Here is a 16,834-nt window from a genome sequence, read left to right as displayed (position 1 = left end):
TGTCCTCCCTCGTGTCCGTTCGCCTGCGACCCTAGCTGTCGGTGGCGCATGGCACGATCGGCACGGGACGTTTTCCACTCCGGGGAGAGGCGCGCAGGTGTTCTGGTTTCTGCTCATCACGATGGTCGTGGTCGTGGCCGCGGTGACCCTCGCCGTGGTCGGCGGCGGCGACAGCGAGGTGCTGCCCGAGGTGGCTCCCCAGGAGCTCGTCGACCCCCTGCCGGCCGCCCGCCCGGTCGACCGCGCGGACGTCGAGGCGCTCCGTCTCCCCGTCGCGGTCCGCGGCTACCGGATGGCGGACGTGGACGACGTGCTGGTCCGCCTCGGCGCCGAGCTGGCCGAGCGGGACGCCCGGATCTCGGAGCTGGAGGAGGCGCTCGCGGGAGCGGCCGCCGCCGGTGACGGAGAGGACGGGCGGGCATGACGGCCGGCGGCGCGGTGCCGGGCCCGGACGGGCGGCTGCGGTGCCCCTGGGGCCTGTCGACCGAGGACTACGTGGCCTACCACGACGAGGAGTGGGGCCGCGCGGTCCACGGCGACGACGCCCTGTTCGAGCGGCTCTGCCTGGAGGCCTTCCAGTCGGGTCTGTCGTGGATCACGATCCTGCGCCGCCGCGAGGGCTTCCGGGCGGCGTTCGCCGGTTTCCGGATCGCCGCGGTCGCCGAGTTCGCCGACGCGGACCGCGAGCGGCTCCTCGTGGACGCGGGCATCATCCGCAACCGGGCCAAGATCGACGCGACCCTCGCCAACGCGAAACTGCTGGCCGGCTGGGCACCGGGCGAACTGGACGAGCTGATCTGGTCGTACGCCCCCGATCCGAGGACCCGCCCGGTCCCGCGTACGGTCGCGGACGTCCCGGCGGTCACGGACGAGTCCACGGCCCTCTCGAAGGCCCTCAAGAAACGCGGCCTCCGCTTCATCGGCCCGACGACCGCGTACGCGTTGATGCAGGCGTGCGGGCTGGTCGACGACCATGTGAAGGGGTGCGTGGCCCGGGGCGGGGAGTAGCCCCGGACCACTGATTCCGTTCGGACGTCCGGATCAGAAGATGTGGACGGAGGGTGCGGTGATGTCGTACCCCGTCTCGAACTCCGGCGCGCGGAGACCGCCGACGCCGTCGTTCGCGTACACGTACAGCGACGAAGCCTCGATCGTCCGCATGATGTCGCCGAGTTCGTCACCGGTCACATCGCCGGTGGCGACGAGCGGGGTGCCCGACGGCCAGGCGTACGGCAGCCTGACCCGGGCGCCGAAGGAGCCCCGGCCGTTCCCCGGGTAGAGCCAGAGGGCGCGGGAGCCGTCGCGGGCGACCAGGTCGGACCTGCCGTCCCGGTTCATGTCGCCGGGCGCCGCGAGTGCGTTCATGGCGCTCCAGCCACCGCCGACCCTCGTGCGGGCGCCGAACCAGCCGCGGCCGTTGCCCGGGTACGTCCAGAGGACACCGGCGGTGTCCCGGGCGACCAGGTCGCGGCGGCCGTCGCCGGTGATGTCCCCGACCGCCTCGATCTCCTTCATGGTGTTCCAGCCGCCGCCGATCTTGAGGCGGGGCTTGAACCAGCCCTTGCCGTTGCCCGGGTAGAGCCACAGCACGCCGGCCCGGTCGCGGGCGTAGACGTCCTCGTGTCCGTCGCCGTCGTGGTCGCCGTGGCGGACGAGTGCGGTCATGGCGTTCCAGCCGCCGCCGACCAGGGCTCCCTTGGTCCGCCCGTCGGCGTCGCGTACGCCGTCGAGGAACCAGAGCCGGCCGGCCCCGTCACGTTCGAGCAGGTCGCCGGTGCCGTCGTCGTCGAGATCGCCGAACCTGGACTGGGCCGGGAGTCCGTCCGGGCGGGGAGTGGTGCCGGTGTCCCAGTCGATCCACGCCTGACCGGTCTCGACCTCCCACTGGGTGCCTCCCATCCGGATCGAGCTGATGGCGTTGTCGGCACCGGACGAGGAGCCCGGGCCCAGGTCGCCGTCGCCGCGCTGGTGGGGGCCGACCAGCAGCAACTGCTGCCCCGAGTAGTCGGCGGCCAGGTAGAGGATGGCCCACTTGTCGCTGCGGTTGAAGTAGGACGAGATCGTGTTGTTCCAGGTGCCCAGGGTGGGCTGACTGGCAGAGATGACCTTCATCTCGCCGCCGTAGCGGGGGTCTTTGAAGACACAGAAGCTGCCCGCGGGGCAGCGGTACTGGTCGGCCGACGCGGCGGGCGCTGCGGTCAGCATCGTGGCCAGGGTGGCCGCGGTGGTCACGGCGGCGGCGAGGGCACGCCGGATTGCGTAGGTGCGCGTCATGGCGCGGGATCCGTTCCTGAGGAGAGTCGGAAGGGGTCAGAAGACGAAGCTGCTGCTGCGGAGCTGGCCGAAATTCAGCGGGGCGCGCAGACGCCCGTCACCGGTGCCGGGGTAGACGAGCAGGTAGGTATGGCCGTCCCAGCCGAAGGGGGCGCCCGAGGCGTGTGCGACCAGGTCGGGCCGGCCGTCACCTGTGATGTCGCCGAGGCCCGCGAGCTCCTTGTGGCCGTTCCAGCCGCCGCTGCCGATGAGCTTGCGGGCGCCGAACCAGCCGAGCCCGTTGCCGGGGTAGAGCCAGAGCCGGCCCGCTGTGTCACGGGCGATCAGGTCGGCCTTCTTGTCGGAGTTCATGTCCCCGGCGCCGACGAGTTCGTTGATGGACTCCCAGCCGCCGCCGACCTTCTTGCGGGTGCCGAACCAGCCCTTGCCGTTGCCGGGGTACGTCCAGAGGACCCCGGTGGCGTCGGTGGCGAGCAGGTCGCCCTTGCCGTCGCCGGTCAGGTCCCCGGCGGCCGTCAGATCCCGCAGGGAGTTCCAGCCGCCACCGATGAGGCGGCGGGGCTTGAAGGTGCCCTTGCCGTCGCCGGGGTAGAGCCAGAGGGAGCCGGCGCCGTCGCGGGCGTAGACGTCCTCGTTGCCGTCGCCGTCCTGGTCGCCGTGCCGGGTCAGCTTCGTCATGGCGTTCCAGCCGCCGCCCACGAGGCGGCCGGTACTGGGACTGTACGGAGCCGTGTTGTGTACGGACCACAGCTGGCCGAACGGGTTGCGGCCGAGTACGTCGGCGTACCCGTCGCGGTCGATGTCGCCGAAGGCGCCCGTCGCGGGCAGCGGCGCGGGCCGGGACCCCAGGGCTTCGGAGAGCGTCGGGTAACGGCTCTCCCAGCTGCAGAAATCGTCCGCCTCGGGGCCGATGTCGATGGAGCTCACCGCCCTGTCGAGGCCGGGGTACTGGCTCTCGTCGAAGGACGTCGAGTTGTACAGGTGGTGTGAGCCCTCGGGAGCGAGGCCGGGCTCCGGGTAGAAGCACGCGGCGTACACGCCGGAGTGGTTGTTGACGAAGGACCGGATGCGGTTGTCCCAGGCGCCCAGGGACAGCATCGGCGTCTTGAGGACGAGCATCTCGCCCTGGTACAGCGGCTGGCTGAAGACGCAGAGGGAGTCCTGCGGACAGCGGTCGGCCCCGTCGGCCGCCCGCGCGGGCGAGGGCAGGACGGCGGCGGACAGGCCCAGGGCCAGACCCGCCGTGAGCGCGCCGCGAAGAAGGCGCGCCGAAGGAGATGGACGCACGGAACCCCCCAGGTATGTGCGTACGAATGGTGAGCGGATCCTATAGACGCGCCCACCACTCGTACGAACGGGTTCCGGGGTCCGTCACCTGCCCAGATACTTCGGCTTCTCCTTGGCGATGAAGGCGCGGACCGCGATCGTGTGGTCCTCGGAGGCGCCCGCGCGGTTCTGGAGTTCCTCCTCCTTGTCCAGTGCCTCGGACAGCGAGTGGTCGGCGCCGTAGGCGAGGGACTCCTTCAGCGCCGCGTACGCCACCGTCGGGCCCTCCGCCAGCTTGCGGGCCACCTTCTCGGCCTCGGCGGCGAGGTCGGCGGCCGGGACCACGCGGTTCGCGATGCCCAGCTCGTACGCCTCCTGGGCGCTGATCGAGCGGGGGAAGAGCAGCAGGTCGGCGGCGCGGCTCGGGCCGATCACGCGGGGGAGCGTCCAGGACATGCCGGAGTCCGCGGTCAGGGCGACCCCCGCGAAGGAGGTGTTGAACGAGGCGGTGTCCGCGACCACCCGGTAGTCCGCCGCGAGCGCGAAGCCGAAGCCGGCCCCCGCCGCGACACCGTTCACGCCGGCCACGACGGGCTTGCGCATGCCCGCCAGTGCCGTGGTGATCGGGTTGTAGTGGTCCCGGACCGTGTTCATGGTCTCCCGGGTGCCGTTCTCGTGGTCCGCCATGAGCAGACCCACGTGTTCCTTCAGGTCCTGACCGACGCAGAACGCCCGCTCGCCCGCCGCGGTGAGCAGCACCGCCCGTACGGCGGGGTCCGCCGCGGCCGTCTCGGCGGCGTCCCGGAGGGCGACTTTCGCCGCCACGTTCATCGCGTTCATGGCCTCGGGCCGGTTGAGCGTGATGGTGGCGAGCCCGTCGCTCACCTCGTACAGCACCGTGTCGGCCATGGGGTTCCCTTCGCCTCTTTGCGTGGTTGACCTGCACAGCATGGCGGACATCACCCGCCCCGCCCATGTGAGCTGCGTCAAAGATTTGAAGGGCCCGGCCGGACGCCGAGCGGCGAAGTATCGCAGGCCGATCGCCGAAATGTGGGGTTTTGAGAGAGCGCGTTGCGCAAGCGATGCCAATCGATGTTGGTCATCGGGTCCTGCCATGCGGGATAATGACCTGGAAGCAATGTGTTCGAAGCCGGTGACGCGTGCTCCAGGTCATGGAGCTGCCCGGCTGACAATGAGCTGGTTTCAGGAAGGGGAACAAGCATGGCGGCCATGAAGCCGCGGACGGGTGATGGCCCGCTCGAGGTGACCAAGGAGGGGCGGGGCATCGTCATGCGCGTTCCGCTCGAAGGCGGCGGTCGGCTTGTCGTCGAGCTGACTCCCGACGAGGCCGAGGCGCTGGGCGATGCCCTGAAGAAGGTCGTCGGCTGACTCTCCCTCGCATCCTGACCACTGCCCCGGCACGGCCCGCCCGTGCCGGGGCAGTGGTGTGTCCGGGGTGGGGCAGTGGTGTGTCCGGGGTGGGGCGGCGTGGGGCCGGGGGTGGGTCCGGTCGGTTGGGGACTGCTCAGCCGCGGCGGACCGCGCACAGCAGGCCGTCGCCCACCGGCAGCAGGGAGGGGATGAGCTCCTGGCTCTCCCGCACCGTGCGCAGCAGCTCACGGACCCGCTGGACCTCGGCCGGCTGGGCCCCCGAGTCGACCGTACGGCCGTCCGCGAAGACGCCCTCGAAGCAGACGAGCCCGCCAGGTCGCAGCAGGCGCAACGATTCAGCGAGGTAGTCCAGGTACTCGAGCCGGTCGCCGTCGCAGAACACGAGGTCGTAGCCGCCGTCCGCGAGGCGCGGCAGGACGTCCAGGGCCCGGCCGGGGATGAAACGGGCCCGGTTGCCCGCGAAGCCCGCCGCACGGAACGCCGTCTTGGCGAGCTGCTGCCGCTCCGGCTGGAGGTCCACCGTCGTCAGGACGCCGTCCGGTCGCATCCCGAGCAGCAGATAGATGCCCGACACGCCGGTGCCCGTGCCGATCTCCGCCACCGCCTTCGCGTCCGCCGTGGCCGCGAGCAGGCGCAGCGCCCCACCGGTGCCCGGCGACACCGAGGGCAGCCCTGCCTCCCGGGCCCGCTCCCGGGCCCAGTGCAGAGCTTCGTCCTCGGCGACAAAGGCGTCGGCGAACGACCAGCTCGTCTGCCGGTTGGCGGTAATGGCCCTCTCCTGTCCCCGTAGTTGACGCAACGGTGACTGTATCCGCTGTCAGCGGGAACCCGCAGATGGGACCGGGCGTTCACCAGGGGAAGGACGCGGCAGGAGGAAGCCGGGGGAGCCGGTTCCAAATTCGCGTAAAGATTCTTATCCGGAGCTAACGGGCGAGGTGGCTATGGTAGGGGCTCCACTGGACACCACCAGAGCCGACAGGGGAGGTGCGGCTGCGCCTGTGGATCGGGGAGGAGTGCTTCGGCGTCTTCTCAGGTCGGCGGGTGAGCCGAAATCCGTGACCGACACCGCTGACCGAATCCGCACCGCCGACTCCGCGCCCACCACCGCGACCTTCGCATCGGATGCGGAATCGCAGGCGTGGACTCCACCCACCTGGGAGGAGATCGTCAGCACGCACAGCGGCCGGGTGTACCGCCTCGCCTACCGGCTGACCGGCAACCAGCACGACGCCGAGGACCTGACCCAGGAGGTCTTCGTCCGCGTCTTCCGCTCGCTGTCGACGTACACGCCGGGCACCTTCGAGGGCTGGCTCCACCGCATCACCACCAATCTCTTCCTCGACATGGTCCGCCGCAAGCAGCGCATCCGTTTCGACGCGCTCGCCGACGACGCCGCCGAGCGGCTGCCCAGCCGTGAGCCCTCGCCGCAGCAGGTGTTCAACGACACCCACTTCGACGCCGACGTGCAGCAGGCCCTCGACACCCTCGCGCCCGAGTTCCGTGCCGCGGTCGTCCTCTGCGACATCGAAGGACTGTCGTACGAGGAGATCGCCGCGACCCTCGGCGTGAAGCTCGGCACCGTCCGCAGTCGTATCCACCGCGGGCGCTCCCACCTGCGCAAGGCCCTCAAGCACCGCTCGCCCGAGGCACGGGCGGAGCGTGCCCTGGCCTCCGTCGGATGGGAGGCAGGGACAGCGTGAGCGGCACACGTCCCTCGTCACCGTCCCCCGCGGAACACCACCTCGGGGACCGGCTGGCCGCGCTCGTCGACGGCGAACTCGGCCATGACGCCCGCGAGCGGGTCCTCGCCCACCTCGCGACCTGCGCCCGCTGCAAGGCGGAGGCCGACGCGCAGCGCACCCTCAAGAGCGTCTTCGCCTCGGCGGCTCCGCCGCCGCCCTCGGAAGGTTTTCTCGCCCGACTGCAGGGGCTACCCGGGGGCCCTGGTGAGCCGGGAGGCCCCGGCGGACCGCGAGGCCCCCTCGAAGAACTCCTCGGCGCGGGCGGCGTGAGGTCCGACGGCTTCGCCACGGCGGCCGTCGTCACCCCGCGCCCCGCACACGACGCCCCCCAGACCGGTTTCCGCATCCACGACGTCGGCGACCGTGCCGGATCCTCCTGGCGCGGCCGGCGCTTCGCCTTCGCGGCGGCCAGCGCCGTCTCGTTCGCGGCCATCGCCCTCGGCGGCACCCTGCCGCTGGAGGCCTCGGTGAACGCGAGCGGGCGCGGCGGCCAGGGCACCGGCACGGCGGTCACGCCGCTGCGCGCCCCGGCCACGGGCCCCGGCGGCGGCACTGCCGCGGTCCGGGGCACCCGCTCCGGCGAGCGCGGAGCCCAGTCCGTCGACGGCGCGCCGGTGACCTCGGGGGCTCCACTGACCCCCGGGACCCCGGCGGCGCTGCCGCACGGGCCGGTGTCGCCGGTCGGTCCGGGCACGGCCCCGGCGGGCGCCGTTCCGCCGAGCGCGGTGCACTCCCCGGCCATGCCCCTGGTGGCGGTACGGCTCCGGGACCCGGCCACGCAGTCGTTCCTCGCCCTCTCGCCGTTCATACGACCGACCGGGCCGGCCCTCCAACTGGCCTTCGGTCCCGGCCCCAGCCCGGCGCCCAGCCCGACCGCCGCACCGCTCGGCTCCCACCGCTGACGCGCGACCTGGTTGAATCCAGGGACAGGGGCGCCCGCCCAAGGGGGCGCGGACGGGTCAGCGGGTTGCGGGGAGAGCATGAACAACGGGAAGCCGAACTGGTGGAGCCGGCCGTCGAGCGCACCGGAGGCGGCACGGATACCCTCGCCGCCTCCGACCGACGACCTCACGGAGGGCGCCACGGCCGTCGCCGCGCATGACGCCGACGGCGACTTTCCGCTGCCCGCGCCGCAGCCGCCGGCCGAAGCACCTGAGGTGCCGGCCGCCGGCAGCGTCCTGGCCGACGTGACGGATGTGGCGGATACGGCAGGTGTGGTGGATGCGGCCGGTGTGACGGATGCGGCGGTGCCGAGTCAGGCCGTCGCCGCCGACGTGCCCGTCGTGCCGCTGACCAAGAGCGAGGCTCCCGCCCCGGCGGACGCGGCTCCGGCGGACGCGGTCCCGGCGGACGCGGCCCCGACCGAGGCCCTCCCGGTGACCCGGACTCAGGCGACGGAGACTCAGGCGGCCGGGGCTCAGGTGACCGACGCTCAGATGACCGAGGTCCTCCCGGTCCCCGACGCCCCCGTCGCCGACGCCCCCGTCGACGCCCCTCCGGCCGCGGTCGCCCCGGCGCCCGCCCAGCCCGCGCCGACGCCCCTGCACGCCCCCGACGAGTACCGGACGCCGCCCTACGGCGAGCCCGGACCCTGGGCGCCCGCGCCGCCCGTCCAGCGCCCCCCGGCGTCCGTACCGCCGCAGCAGGCCCACGTACCCCCCGTACCGCCGCAGCCCCAGCCGCACCCGCAGCCGCACCCCCACCCCCCGCTCCACGCCCAGGGTGGCGGCGTGCCGCCGCAGACCGGTGCGCCCTGGGTGCAGTACGACCCCTGGGGGGCCGGCGGGTCCGGGCTCCCGCCCCTGCCCGCGAAGAAGTCCCGCAAGGGGCTCGCCATCGCCGGTGCGCTCGCCTTCGCGCTCGTCACCGGGGTCATCGGCGGCGGCATCGGCGCCTACGTCGAGCGGAACGGCGGCATCACCACCGTCGAGCTCCCGCAGTCGGACGGCGGCGACACCGACCGCGCCCCGGACAGCGTGGCCGGGATCGCGGCCAGTGCCCTGCCCGGCGTCGTCACCCTGCACGTCAAGGGCGGCGGCTCGTCCGGCACCGGCACCGGCTTCGTCCTCGACACCAAGGGCCACATCCTCACCAACAACCACGTCGTGGACGGGGCGCAGTCATCGAGCGACATCTCGGTGACCTTCTCCAGCGGCGAGACCGCCCGCGCCAAGGTCGTCGGCAAGGACACCGGCTACGACCTCGCCGTCGTCCAGGTCACCGGCGTCTCCGGCCTCAAGCCGCTGCCGCTCGGCAACTCCGACAACGTCCGCGTCGGCGACCCCGTCGTCGCCATCGGCGCCCCCTTCGACCTCTCCAACACGGTCACCTCCGGCATCATCAGCGCCAAGGAGCGCCCGATCACCGCGGGCGGCGAGAAGGGCGACGGCAGCGACATCAGCTACGTCGACGCCCTCCAGACCGACGCCCCCATCAACCCCGGCAACTCCGGCGGCCCGCTCCTCGACTCCAAGGGCCGGGTCATCGGCATCAACAGCGCCATCCGCGCCGCCGGCGGCTCCGGCGAGGGCGAGGGCGCGGGCGCCTCCCAGCCCGGCTCCATCGGCCTCGGCTTCGCCATACCGATCAACCAGGGCAAGCGCGTCGCCGAGGAGCTCATCAACACCGGCAAGGCCACCCACCCCGTCATCGGTGTGAGCCTCGACATGCAGTTCAACGGCGACGGCGCCCGGGTCGGCGAGAAGGGCAAGGACGGCGCCGCCGCCGTCACGCCCGGCGGCCCCGCCGCGAAGGCCGGGCTCCGGCCCGGCGACGTCATCACCAAGGTCGACGGCCAGCGCGTGCACAACGGCGAGGAGCTGATCGTGAAGATCCGCGCCCACCGCCCCGGCGACCGGCTGGAGCTCACCCTGACCCGTGGTGGCAAAGAGCTGACAAAGACCTTGACGCTCGGCTCGTCCCAGGGCACCTGAGCGCCATGTGGCCGACACCGGGAGGTACCCGTCCGGCAGTTTCGGCGGGTACCGTGGACCGGGCCCTTGACCGGCATGAAGGAGCTACTAGGTGTTCAGCGACATAGGCGCACTCGAGCTGGTGACGCTCGTCGTCCTCGCCGTGCTCGTCTTCGGGCCGGACAAGCTCCCGAAGGTCATCCAGGACGTCTCGCGCTTCATCCGGAAGATCCGTGACTTCTCGGACAGCGCCAAGGAGGACATCCGCAGCGAGCTGGGCCCGGACTTCAAGGACTTCGAGTTCGAGGACCTCAACCCGAAGACGTTCCTCCGCAAGCAGATGGAGCAGAACGAGGACCTCCGGGAGCTCAAGGAGCTGCGCGGCAGCTTCGACCTCAAGAAGGAGATGAACGACGTCGCCGACGCGGTCCACGGCCGCGAGCCGCAGCCTTCGGCCGTCAACGGTTCCCCGTCGGCCGGCGGTTCCTCCGGCACCGTCACCTCCGCCAACGGCACCCCGGACCTGCTGAAGAAGCAGGACAAGCCGGACACCACGGAGCGTCCTCCGTACGACTCCGACGCGACCTGACGACGGGCTGTCACCGACCCGACGCGTCGCGGTGGCTATCCTCCCTCTGTTGACAGAACGAGGAGGCGGCCGAGATGGAGACCACGAGTCGGGTGGAGGGCGTGCCCACGGCCCGGCGTACGGCCGACGGCTATCTGCGCGCACCCTTCGCCTGGTACGGCCTCGACGAGGCGTTCACCGGGCCGCGCTGGCTGATGCAGGTCGGCACGGCGGCGGACGGCAGTGTGCAGCACGGGTCGACCGGGCACGGTGAGACCCCGTCGATAAAGACGGACGCGAGCGGCGCGGAGAAGGAGCGTTTCACGGTCGTCGTGACCGTGGCCGCGAGCCCGGTCCGGCGGACCGGTGACGGCACGGGCGTCCTCGACGCCACCACCGTGTCCTCGGCGGCCTGGCTGGCCGGCTCGGGGCTGCTCGTCCACACCTGGCCCGCGTCGCTGGACCACGCGACGCGGGACAACTGGCTGGACCAGCAGACCGAGACGGCCTTCGAGCTGGCCGACGACCTCGACGGGGCGGAGTGGTCGACGCTGTCGCTGCCGGTGGACGGGGTGCCGATGCCGTTCCACTACCGGGAGTCGGAGTTCGGGTGGGTCCTCGCGGGGTCCGCGGCGGGCGTGCACATCGGGGCGTACGGGCGTGGGATGAGCGCGTACGGGCTGGGGTTCGCCCAGATCAAGGACCTGGACGCCTACGCGTAGAACGGCGAAGGGGCACCCCGCACGGGGTGCCCCTTCGCCGCAAGCGGTCAGAACTTGTTGCGTGGCGTGATGCCCAGGCTCATGCCCGAGAGGCCTCGCTGGCGGCCGCCGAGCTTGCCGGCGATCGCGCGGAGGGCCGCGCCCGCCGGGGAGTCCGGGTCGGAGAGGACGACGGGCTTGCCCTCGTCGCCGCCCTCGCGGAGCCGTACGTCGATCGGGATCGAGCCGAGGACCGGCACCGTGGCGCCCGTGGTCTGCGTCAGACCGTCGGCGACCCGCTGGCCGCCGCCCGTGCCGAACACGTCGACCATCTCGTCGCAGTGCGGGCACGGCAGGCCCGCCATGTTCTCGACGACACCGACGATCTTCTGGTGGGTCTGGACGGCGATGGAGCCGGCCCGCTCGGCGACCTCGGCCGCCGCCTGCTGCGGGGTGGTGACGACCAGGATCTCCGCGTTCGGGACGAGCTGCGCGACCGAGATCGCGATGTCACCGGTGCCCGGGGGCAGGTCGAGCAGGAGGACGTCCAGGTCGCCCCAGTACACGTCCGCGAGGAACTGCTGGAGCGCGCGGTGCAGCATCGGGCCGCGCCACACCACCGGCGCGTTGCCCGGGGTGAACATGCCGATCGAGATGACCTTCACGCCGTTCGCCGACGGCGGCATGATCATGTTCTCGACCTGGGTCGGACGGCCGTCCGCACCCAGCATCCGCGGCACGCTGTGGCCGTAGATGTCGGCGTCGACGACGCCGACCTTCAGACCGTCGGCGGCCATCGCCGCGGCCAGGTTCACGGTGACGGAGGACTTGCCGACGCCACCCTTGCCGGAGGCGACCGCGTACACCCGGGTCAGCGAGCCGGGCTTCGCGAACGGCACCTCGCGCTCGGCGCTCGTGCCGCGCAGCGCCGCCGCCAGCTCCTTGCGCTGCTCGTCGCTCATCACGTCCAGCGAGACGTCGACGCCGGTGACACCCTCGACGCCGGAGACGGCCTCGGTCACCCGCTGGGTGATGGTCTCGCGCATCGGGCAGCCGGAGACGGTCAGGTAGACCGTGACGGCGACCTTGCCGTCCGGTTCGATCTCCACCGACTTGACCATGCCGAGCTCAGTGATCGGTTTGTTGATCTCGGGGTCGTTCACCGTCGCCAGTGCTTCGAGCACCGCGTCTTCCATAGCCATACCGACGATGGTACGGCGCCGACCACCGGCCCATGAAAGGCCTGTCAACGGTCGGGTACGTCACTTCCCCTGGTGTCGGCCGACGGGAATAGATCCCGGCGCTCCTCCAGGTCCTTGATCAGGTCCTGGAGCTCCGAGCGGATCCAGTCGCGGGTGGCCACCTCGCCGAGGCCCATCCGCAGCGCCGCGATCTCCCGGGTGAGGTACTCGGTGTCCGCGATCGACCGCTCGTTCTGCTTCCGGTCCTGTTCGAGATTGACCCGGTCCCGGTCGTCCTGCCGGTTCTGCGCGAGCAGGATCAGCGGCGCCGCGTACGAGGCCTGGAGGGACAGCGCGAGCGTCAGGAAGATGAAGGGGTACTCGTCGAACTTGAGCGCGCCCGGCGCGAAGATGTTCCAGACGACCCAGACGATGATCGTCAGGGTCATCCAGACGAGGAACCGACCGGTCCCCAGGAAGCGGGCGATCCGCTCCGAGAGCCGCCCGAACGCCTCGGGGTCGTACTCCGGAAGCAGCTTGGCCCGGCGCTCGCGCGGCAGGTCGAGCCGGATGCGGGGGCCCGGACGGTCGCGCTCCCGGTCACGGTCCCGCTCGCGGTCCTGCGTGCGCTCAGCCGCCATGCCCGGCCCCCTCCTCGTGGAAGTCGGTCTCGCGCCAGTCCTCCGGCAGCAGATGGTCGAGCACGTCGTCGACGGTGACCGCGCCGAGCAGCGACCCGCTCTCGTCCACCACGGGCGCCGCGACCATGTTGTACGCGGCGAGATAGCTGGTGACGGCCGGCAGCGGGGTGTCCGGGCCGAGCGGCGGCAGGTCGCTGTCCACGATCGAGCTGACGAGCGTGAACGGCGGATCGCGAAGGAGCCGCTGGAAGTGCACGGTGCCCAGGTACTTGCCCGTCGGCGTCTCGTCCGGCGGCCGGCACACGTACACCTGCGCCGCCAGCGCCGGCGACAGGTCCTGCTGCCGGACCCGGGCCAGCGCGTCCGCGACCGTGGCGTCCGGCCGCAGCACGATCGGCTCGGTCGTCATCAGACCGCCCGCCGTGCGCTCCTCGTACGCGAGCAGCCGGCGGACGTCGGCCGCGTCGTCCGGCTGCATCAGCGTCAGCAGCCGCTCCTTGTCCTCCTCCGGCAGCTCGGACAGCAGGTCGGCCGCGTCGTCCGGGTCCATCGCCTCCAGGACGTCGGCCGCGCGCTCCTCCTTCAGCTTGCCGAGGATCTCGATCTGGTCGTCCTCCGGCAGCTCTTCGAGGACGTCGGCGAGCCGGTCGTCGTCGAGCGCGGCGGCGACCTCGGCACGCCGCTTGGGCGGGAGGTGGTGCAGCGCGTTGGCGAGGTCGGCGGGGCGCAGCTTCTCGAAGGTGGCGACCAGGCTCTCGGCGCCCTGCCCGTGCTCCTCCAGGGAGAAGCCGGTGACCCCCGACCACTCGACGGTCAGCGTCTCGCCCTTGCGGCTCAGCACCCCGCCCTTCCCCTTGCGGACGAAGACCTTGTCGATCTCCCAGTCGCGGCGGGCGGGCAGCTGCTGGATGGCGACGTCGAGGACGGTGACCTCCTCGCCCTCCTGCCCGCCGGGCCCCACGAGCCGGACACGCCGGTCGAGGAGTTCGCCGAGGACGAGACGCTCGGTGGGGCGCGGTTCGAAGCGGCGCATGTTGACGACACCGGTCGTGATGACCTGGCCGGACTCCACGCCCGTGATCCGGGTCATCGGTACGAACACCCGGCGGCGGCTGAGGACCTCCACGACCATGCCGAGGAGCCGCGGCGGCCTGCGGCCGACCCGCAGCATGGCCACCAGGTCGCTGACCCGGCCGACCTGGTCGCCGACGGGGTCGAAGACCGGGACTCCCGCGAGGTGGGAGACGAAGATCCGGGGGGCGCCTGCCGCCATGCCACGCGCCTCCTCGGTGCCGCACGATTCGAGTCATTGCCGAGCTTTGCCGGGTTCAGGCTAGCCCGTGCCGTTCCGCCCCGCCCCGGCAGCGCCTCCGTACGGCTGCTGCCGGGCGCTTCACCCGGCCCGGGTACGCTGCGGTCTGCCGTCCCCACCGGCACGCCGGCCCTCCCACCCGGCAGAACCGGCAGCACAGAGGGCCGCCGCCCGGGTCTCCCCGTACGGGCCGCGGTCCGTGTCCCCCACGACATGAGAGGCAGCGCTGATGGCCGTTCGTGCCGCGTCGTCGCGTATCCACCGGGCGGTCGCGCCGCTCGCGCTCTGCGCCGGTCTGACCGTGGGGCTCACGGCCTGCGGCGCCGATCCGGACGAGGGGACCAACGGGGTCGGGAAGCTCTCCGCGACCGAGATCGAGGGGAAGGCGCGGTCCGCCGCGGACACCGCGCGGGCGGTACGGCTCTCCGGCACCCTGGTCAGCAAGGGCGACACCTTCAAGCTGAACATGCGCCTCAAGCAGGACGGCGCCACCGGCTCGGTGACGACGAAGAACAGCACCTTCGAACTGCTGCGGGTCGGCGAGGCGCTCTATCTGAAGGCGGACGCGGGCTTCTGGTCGCACGACACCCAGGGCAGCGACGAGCCGACGGAGGCGGACGCCGAGGCCGCCGACAAGCTCGACGACAAGTATGTGAAGGTGCCGCAGGGCGACCCCGCGTACAAGCAGCTGCGCGGCTTCACCGAGATGGACCTGCTGCTGACCGGGCTGACCGGGCTGCACGGCGAGAAGGTCAAGGGGGACCGGGACCAGATCGGCGGGGTCCGCACGGTCAAGGTCAAGGGCGGCGCGGACGGCGAGGGCGGCACCCTCGACGTGGCCCTGCAGGGCGACCCGTACCCGCTGCGGTTCGCGCGGGGCGGGGGAGCGGGCCTGGTGGTGCTCTCCGAGTGGAACAAGGACTTCCCGCTCACCGAGCCGTCGAAGGAAGAGATCCTCGACTACGGCAAGCAGCTGCCCAAGACCTGATGCGGGGCCGCGGCCACGGCGCGGATCCCGGACGGCGGCTCCCGCGGACCTGACGCCGGTTCAGCGTCGCTTGCGGCGCTTGAGCAGCAGCTTCGGGAGACCGGACGGCACCGGGTCGCGGGTCGTGGCCGCCGAGGGCAGCGGTACGGCCGCCAGGGAGTCGTCCGGCAGCTCCGTGGTCGAGGACCGGGGGTCGAGCCGCAGGACCCGGCACTCGCGCCCCCAGCGGCCCGTCATGGCCTCGCCGTCGGGTGCGTTGAGCCGCTTGCCCTTCAGCTCGGCGACCGCCGCGTCCCACTCCTCGGTGCCGTGCGCGATCTCGCGCACGGCGGCGGTCCAGGCGACGAGACGGCCGCCCTTGTCCTTGCTGCGGACCGTGACCTCGGCCGTCCCGCCGTCCACCAGGCCCGGCAGCGGCTGCTCGCCGGGGCCGTCGCCGACGACGAACGCGGCGCCGTCGAACCAGACGTGCCAGAGCGCGCGGGCCGGGCCGGTGCCGCGGACCCACACCAGGCCGGACTTCTTGGTGGCCTCCTCGACGAGGGCGGACCCGAGCTGCTCTTCAGTCATGGCCCGAAGCCTAGCCCCCGGGCGGTCACAGCCAGCCGTTGCGCTTCAGCGTGCGGTGGATGGTGAAACAGATCGCGACGATGCCGGTCAGCACCATCGGGTAGCCGTACTTCCAGTGCAGCTCGGGCATGTGGTCGAAGTTCATGCCGTACACGCCGCAGACCGCCGTGGGGACGGCGACGATCGCCGCCCACGAGGTGATCTTGCGCATGTCCTCGTTCTGCGCGACGGTCGCCTGCGCCAGGTTGGCCTGGAGGATCGAGTTGAGCAGTTCGTCGAAGCCGACGACCTGCTCCTGCACGCGCGCGAGGTGGTCGGCGACGTCCCGGAAGTACTTCTGGATGTCGGGGTCGACCAGTCGCATCGGCCGCTCGGAGAGCAGCTGCATCGGGCGGAGCAGCGGCGTGACGGCCCGCTTGAACTCCAGCACCTCACGCTTCAGCTGGTAGATCCGGCCGGTGTCCGTACCGCGTGTCGAGCCCTTCGCGGCCGGCGAGAAGACGTCGATCTCCAGCTGGTCGATGTCGAGTTCGACGGCGTCGGCGACCGCGATGTAGCCGTCGACGACATGGTCGGAGAGGGCGTGCAGCACGGCCGAGGGTCCTTTGGCGAGCAGCTCGGGCTCGCCCTCGAGGCGGTGCCGGAGGTTGCGCAGGGAGCCCTGGCCGCCGTGCCGGACGGTGATGACGAAGTCGGGGCCGGTGAAGCACATCACCTCGCCGGTCTCGACGACCTCGCTGGTCGCGGTGAGTTCGGCGTGCTCGACGTAGTGGATCGTCTTGAACACGGTGAAGAGGGTGTCGTCGTACCGCTCCAGCTTGGGCCGCTGGTGGGCGTGGACGGCGTCCTCGACGGCGAGCGGGTGCAGCCCGAACTCGGCTGCGATACCGGCGAATTCGGCCTCGGTCGGCTCGTGCAGACCGATCCAGGCGAAGCCGCCGTTCTCCCGCACCCGGCCCATGGCGCCGCGCGGGGTGAGGCACTCGCGGTCGTCGATGCGGCGTCCGTCGCGGTAGACGGCGCAGTCGACCACGGCGCTGGAGGCCGTGTGGTCACGGGTCGGGTCGTACGAGGTGTACGTGGTGGGGGTCTTGCGCAGGGGGTGCCGCAGGCTCGGACGGACGGCGGCGCGCAGGTCACGGATCATCGACATGGGCATGCTCCTTCACGGAGAAGCCGTCGGCGAGCGTGGAACAGCCCGGAATGGGGACGTGGAGCTACGTCGTCCACAAAGCGGGCGGCACCGAGAGGTCGCGGTGACGGCGTTCGCTACAGACAGGCAAAGGC

The 16,834-nt window shown here is 71.9% G+C and carries 18 protein-coding genes; 9 read left to right on the top strand and 9 right to left on the bottom strand.

Translation table 11 applies throughout. The features are described from left to right. The first annotated feature begins 121 nt into the window (after positions 1–121). Both N5875_RS13575 and N5875_RS13570 read left to right on the top strand, forming a co-directional pair. On the top strand, positions 122–424 hold the full coding sequence (locus tag N5875_RS13575) for a hypothetical protein (protein ID WP_318209236.1): 303 nt from the start codon (positions 122–124) through the stop codon (positions 422–424). Further along, positions 421–1,008: a DNA-3-methyladenine glycosylase I gene (locus N5875_RS13570; RefSeq protein ID WP_318209065.1), complete on the top strand. Its 588-nt coding sequence runs from the start codon at positions 421–423 to the stop codon at positions 1,006–1,008. Before N5875_RS13575 ends, N5875_RS13570 begins: the two co-directional genes overlap by 4 nt. 33 nt (positions 1,009–1,041) lie before the next feature. Here N5875_RS13570 and N5875_RS13565 read toward each other — a convergent pair whose 3' ends face one another. From N5875_RS13565 to N5875_RS13555, 3 genes are all read right to left on the bottom strand, one after another. Further along, a complete protein-coding gene (locus N5875_RS13565) occupies positions 1,042–2,274 on the bottom strand; it encodes an FG-GAP-like repeat-containing protein (protein ID WP_318209066.1) in 1,233 nt (410 codons plus the stop codon). Positions 2,275–2,310: 36 nt separating this feature from the next. Then, positions 2,311–3,561 carry an FG-GAP-like repeat-containing protein gene (locus N5875_RS13560; protein ID WP_318209067.1) on the bottom strand — a complete coding sequence of 417 codons (1,251 nt, stop codon included), beginning with the start codon at positions 3,559–3,561 and terminating at the stop codon, positions 2,311–2,313. 84 nt (positions 3,562–3,645) lie between these two features. Further along, a complete protein-coding gene (locus N5875_RS13555; protein ID WP_318209068.1) occupies positions 3,646–4,449 on the bottom strand; it encodes an enoyl-CoA hydratase-related protein in 804 nt (267 codons plus the stop codon). 312 nt (positions 4,450–4,761) lie between these two features. Between N5875_RS13555 and N5875_RS13550 the strand changes: the two genes are divergently transcribed. After that, positions 4,762–4,929 carry a DUF3117 domain-containing protein gene (locus N5875_RS13550; protein WP_009997451.1) on the top strand — a complete coding sequence of 56 codons (168 nt, stop codon included), beginning with the start codon at positions 4,762–4,764 and terminating at the stop codon, positions 4,927–4,929. Between the two features lie 136 nt (positions 4,930–5,065). On the opposite strand, the gene N5875_RS13545 is transcribed toward N5875_RS13550, so the two are convergent. After that, positions 5,066–5,731, bottom strand: coding sequence for an O-methyltransferase (locus N5875_RS13545; RefSeq protein ID WP_318209069.1), 666 nt, complete (start codon positions 5,729–5,731; stop codon positions 5,066–5,068). Between the two features lie 142 nt (positions 5,732–5,873). Here N5875_RS13545 and sigE point away from each other — a divergent pair, with 142 nt between their 5' ends. The 5 genes from sigE to N5875_RS13520 all read left to right on the top strand — a co-directional run bounded on the left by sigE (position 5,874) and on the right by N5875_RS13520 (position 10,876). Continuing rightward, positions 5,874–6,632: an RNA polymerase sigma factor SigE gene (gene sigE, locus N5875_RS13540; protein WP_073912007.1), complete on the top strand. Its 759-nt coding sequence runs from the start codon at positions 5,874–5,876 to the stop codon at positions 6,630–6,632. After that, positions 6,629–7,576, top strand: a complete 948-nt coding sequence (locus N5875_RS13535; RefSeq protein WP_318209070.1) for an anti-sigma factor — start codon at positions 6,629–6,631, stop codon at positions 7,574–7,576. The genes sigE and N5875_RS13535 overlap by 4 nt, the downstream gene beginning before the upstream one ends. 78 nt (positions 7,577–7,654) lie before the next feature. Beyond that, positions 7,655–9,607 carry a trypsin-like peptidase domain-containing protein gene (locus N5875_RS13530; RefSeq protein ID WP_338493891.1) on the top strand — a complete coding sequence of 651 codons (1,953 nt, stop codon included), beginning with the start codon at positions 7,655–7,657 and terminating at the stop codon, positions 9,605–9,607. Positions 9,608–9,698: 91 nt separating this feature from the next. Continuing rightward, complete coding sequence (locus N5875_RS13525; RefSeq protein ID WP_318209072.1) at positions 9,699–10,175, top strand: sec-independent translocase; 477 nt, start codon at positions 9,699–9,701, stop codon at positions 10,173–10,175. Between the two features lie 74 nt (positions 10,176–10,249). Beyond that, positions 10,250–10,876, top strand: coding sequence for a hypothetical protein (locus N5875_RS13520; RefSeq protein ID WP_318209073.1), 627 nt, complete (start codon positions 10,250–10,252; stop codon positions 10,874–10,876). A gap of 47 nt (positions 10,877–10,923) precedes the next feature. On the opposite strand, the gene N5875_RS13515 is transcribed toward N5875_RS13520, so the two are convergent. Genes N5875_RS13515 through N5875_RS13505 form a run of 3 tightly spaced genes read right to left on the bottom strand, consistent with a single transcriptional unit; the run spans position 10,924 to position 13,950 of the window. Continuing rightward, positions 10,924–12,057 (bottom strand): Mrp/NBP35 family ATP-binding protein, encoded by a 1,134-nt coding sequence (locus tag N5875_RS13515; RefSeq protein WP_318209074.1) that lies wholly within the window; start codon positions 12,055–12,057, stop codon positions 10,924–10,926. A gap of 44 nt (positions 12,058–12,101) precedes the next feature. Then, complete coding sequence (locus N5875_RS13510) at positions 12,102–12,677, bottom strand: DUF1003 domain-containing protein (protein WP_318209075.1); 576 nt, start codon at positions 12,675–12,677, stop codon at positions 12,102–12,104. After that, positions 12,667–13,950 (bottom strand): CBS domain-containing protein, encoded by a 1,284-nt coding sequence (locus N5875_RS13505; RefSeq protein ID WP_318209076.1) that lies wholly within the window; start codon positions 13,948–13,950, stop codon positions 12,667–12,669. The genes N5875_RS13510 and N5875_RS13505 overlap by 11 nt, the downstream gene beginning before the upstream one ends. A gap of 268 nt (positions 13,951–14,218) precedes the next feature. On the opposite strand from N5875_RS13505, the gene N5875_RS13500 reads away from it, so the two are divergent. Next, positions 14,219–14,977: a hypothetical protein gene (locus tag N5875_RS13500; protein WP_338493884.1), complete on the top strand. Its 759-nt coding sequence runs from the start codon at positions 14,219–14,221 to the stop codon at positions 14,975–14,977. Between the two features lie 60 nt (positions 14,978–15,037). Here N5875_RS13500 and N5875_RS13495 read toward each other — a convergent pair whose 3' ends face one another. Further along, positions 15,038–15,547 (bottom strand): hypothetical protein, encoded by a 510-nt coding sequence (locus N5875_RS13495; protein ID WP_318209078.1) that lies wholly within the window; start codon positions 15,545–15,547, stop codon positions 15,038–15,040. Between the two features lie 25 nt (positions 15,548–15,572). Next, on the bottom strand, positions 15,573–16,700 hold the full coding sequence (locus tag N5875_RS13490; protein ID WP_318209079.1) for a magnesium and cobalt transport protein CorA: 1,128 nt from the start codon (positions 16,698–16,700) through the stop codon (positions 15,573–15,575). Positions 16,701–16,834 lie beyond the last annotated feature (134 nt).

It is taken from the genome of Streptomyces sp. SJL17-4, from assembly GCF_036826855.1.
In the GTDB taxonomy this organism is placed as follows: Bacteria; Actinomycetota; Actinomycetes; order Streptomycetales; family Streptomycetaceae; genus Streptomyces.
The sequence above is the reverse complement of the archived record's forward strand: the minus strand, read 5'-3'. Positions and strand labels throughout refer to the sequence as shown.

Coding starts and splice junctions, on each gene's coding strand:
- N5875_RS13570 (WP_318209065.1), top strand. CDS start 421: ATGACGGCCGGCGGCGCGGTGCCGGGCCCGGACGGGCGGCTGCGGTGC.
- N5875_RS13510 (WP_318209075.1), bottom strand. CDS start 12,677: ATGGCGGCTGAGCGCACGCAGGACCGCGAGCGGGACCGTGACCGGGAG.
- sigE (WP_073912007.1), top strand. CDS start 5,874: ATGGTAGGGGCTCCACTGGACACCACCAGAGCCGACAGGGGAGGTGCG.
- N5875_RS13565 (WP_318209066.1), bottom strand. CDS start 2,274: ATGACGCGCACCTACGCAATCCGGCGTGCCCTCGCCGCCGCCGTGACC.
- N5875_RS13500 (WP_338493884.1), top strand. CDS start 14,219: ATGGCCGTTCGTGCCGCGTCGTCGCGTATCCACCGGGCGGTCGCGCCG.
- N5875_RS13575 (WP_318209236.1), top strand. CDS start 122: ATGGTCGTGGTCGTGGCCGCGGTGACCCTCGCCGTGGTCGGCGGCGGC.
- N5875_RS13555 (WP_318209068.1), bottom strand. CDS start 4,449: ATGGCCGACACGGTGCTGTACGAGGTGAGCGACGGGCTCGCCACCATC.
- N5875_RS13505 (WP_318209076.1), bottom strand. CDS start 13,950: ATGGCGGCAGGCGCCCCCCGGATCTTCGTCTCCCACCTCGCGGGAGTC.
- N5875_RS13530 (WP_338493891.1), top strand. CDS start 7,655: ATGAACAACGGGAAGCCGAACTGGTGGAGCCGGCCGTCGAGCGCACCG.
- N5875_RS13490 (WP_318209079.1), bottom strand. CDS start 16,700: ATGTCGATGATCCGTGACCTGCGCGCCGCCGTCCGTCCGAGCCTGCGG.
- N5875_RS13550 (WP_009997451.1), top strand. CDS start 4,762: ATGGCGGCCATGAAGCCGCGGACGGGTGATGGCCCGCTCGAGGTGACC.
- N5875_RS13515 (WP_318209074.1), bottom strand. CDS start 12,057: ATGGCTATGGAAGACGCGGTGCTCGAAGCACTGGCGACGGTGAACGAC.
- N5875_RS13520 (WP_318209073.1), top strand. CDS start 10,250: ATGGAGACCACGAGTCGGGTGGAGGGCGTGCCCACGGCCCGGCGTACG.
- N5875_RS13495 (WP_318209078.1), bottom strand. CDS start 15,547: ATGACTGAAGAGCAGCTCGGGTCCGCCCTCGTCGAGGAGGCCACCAAG.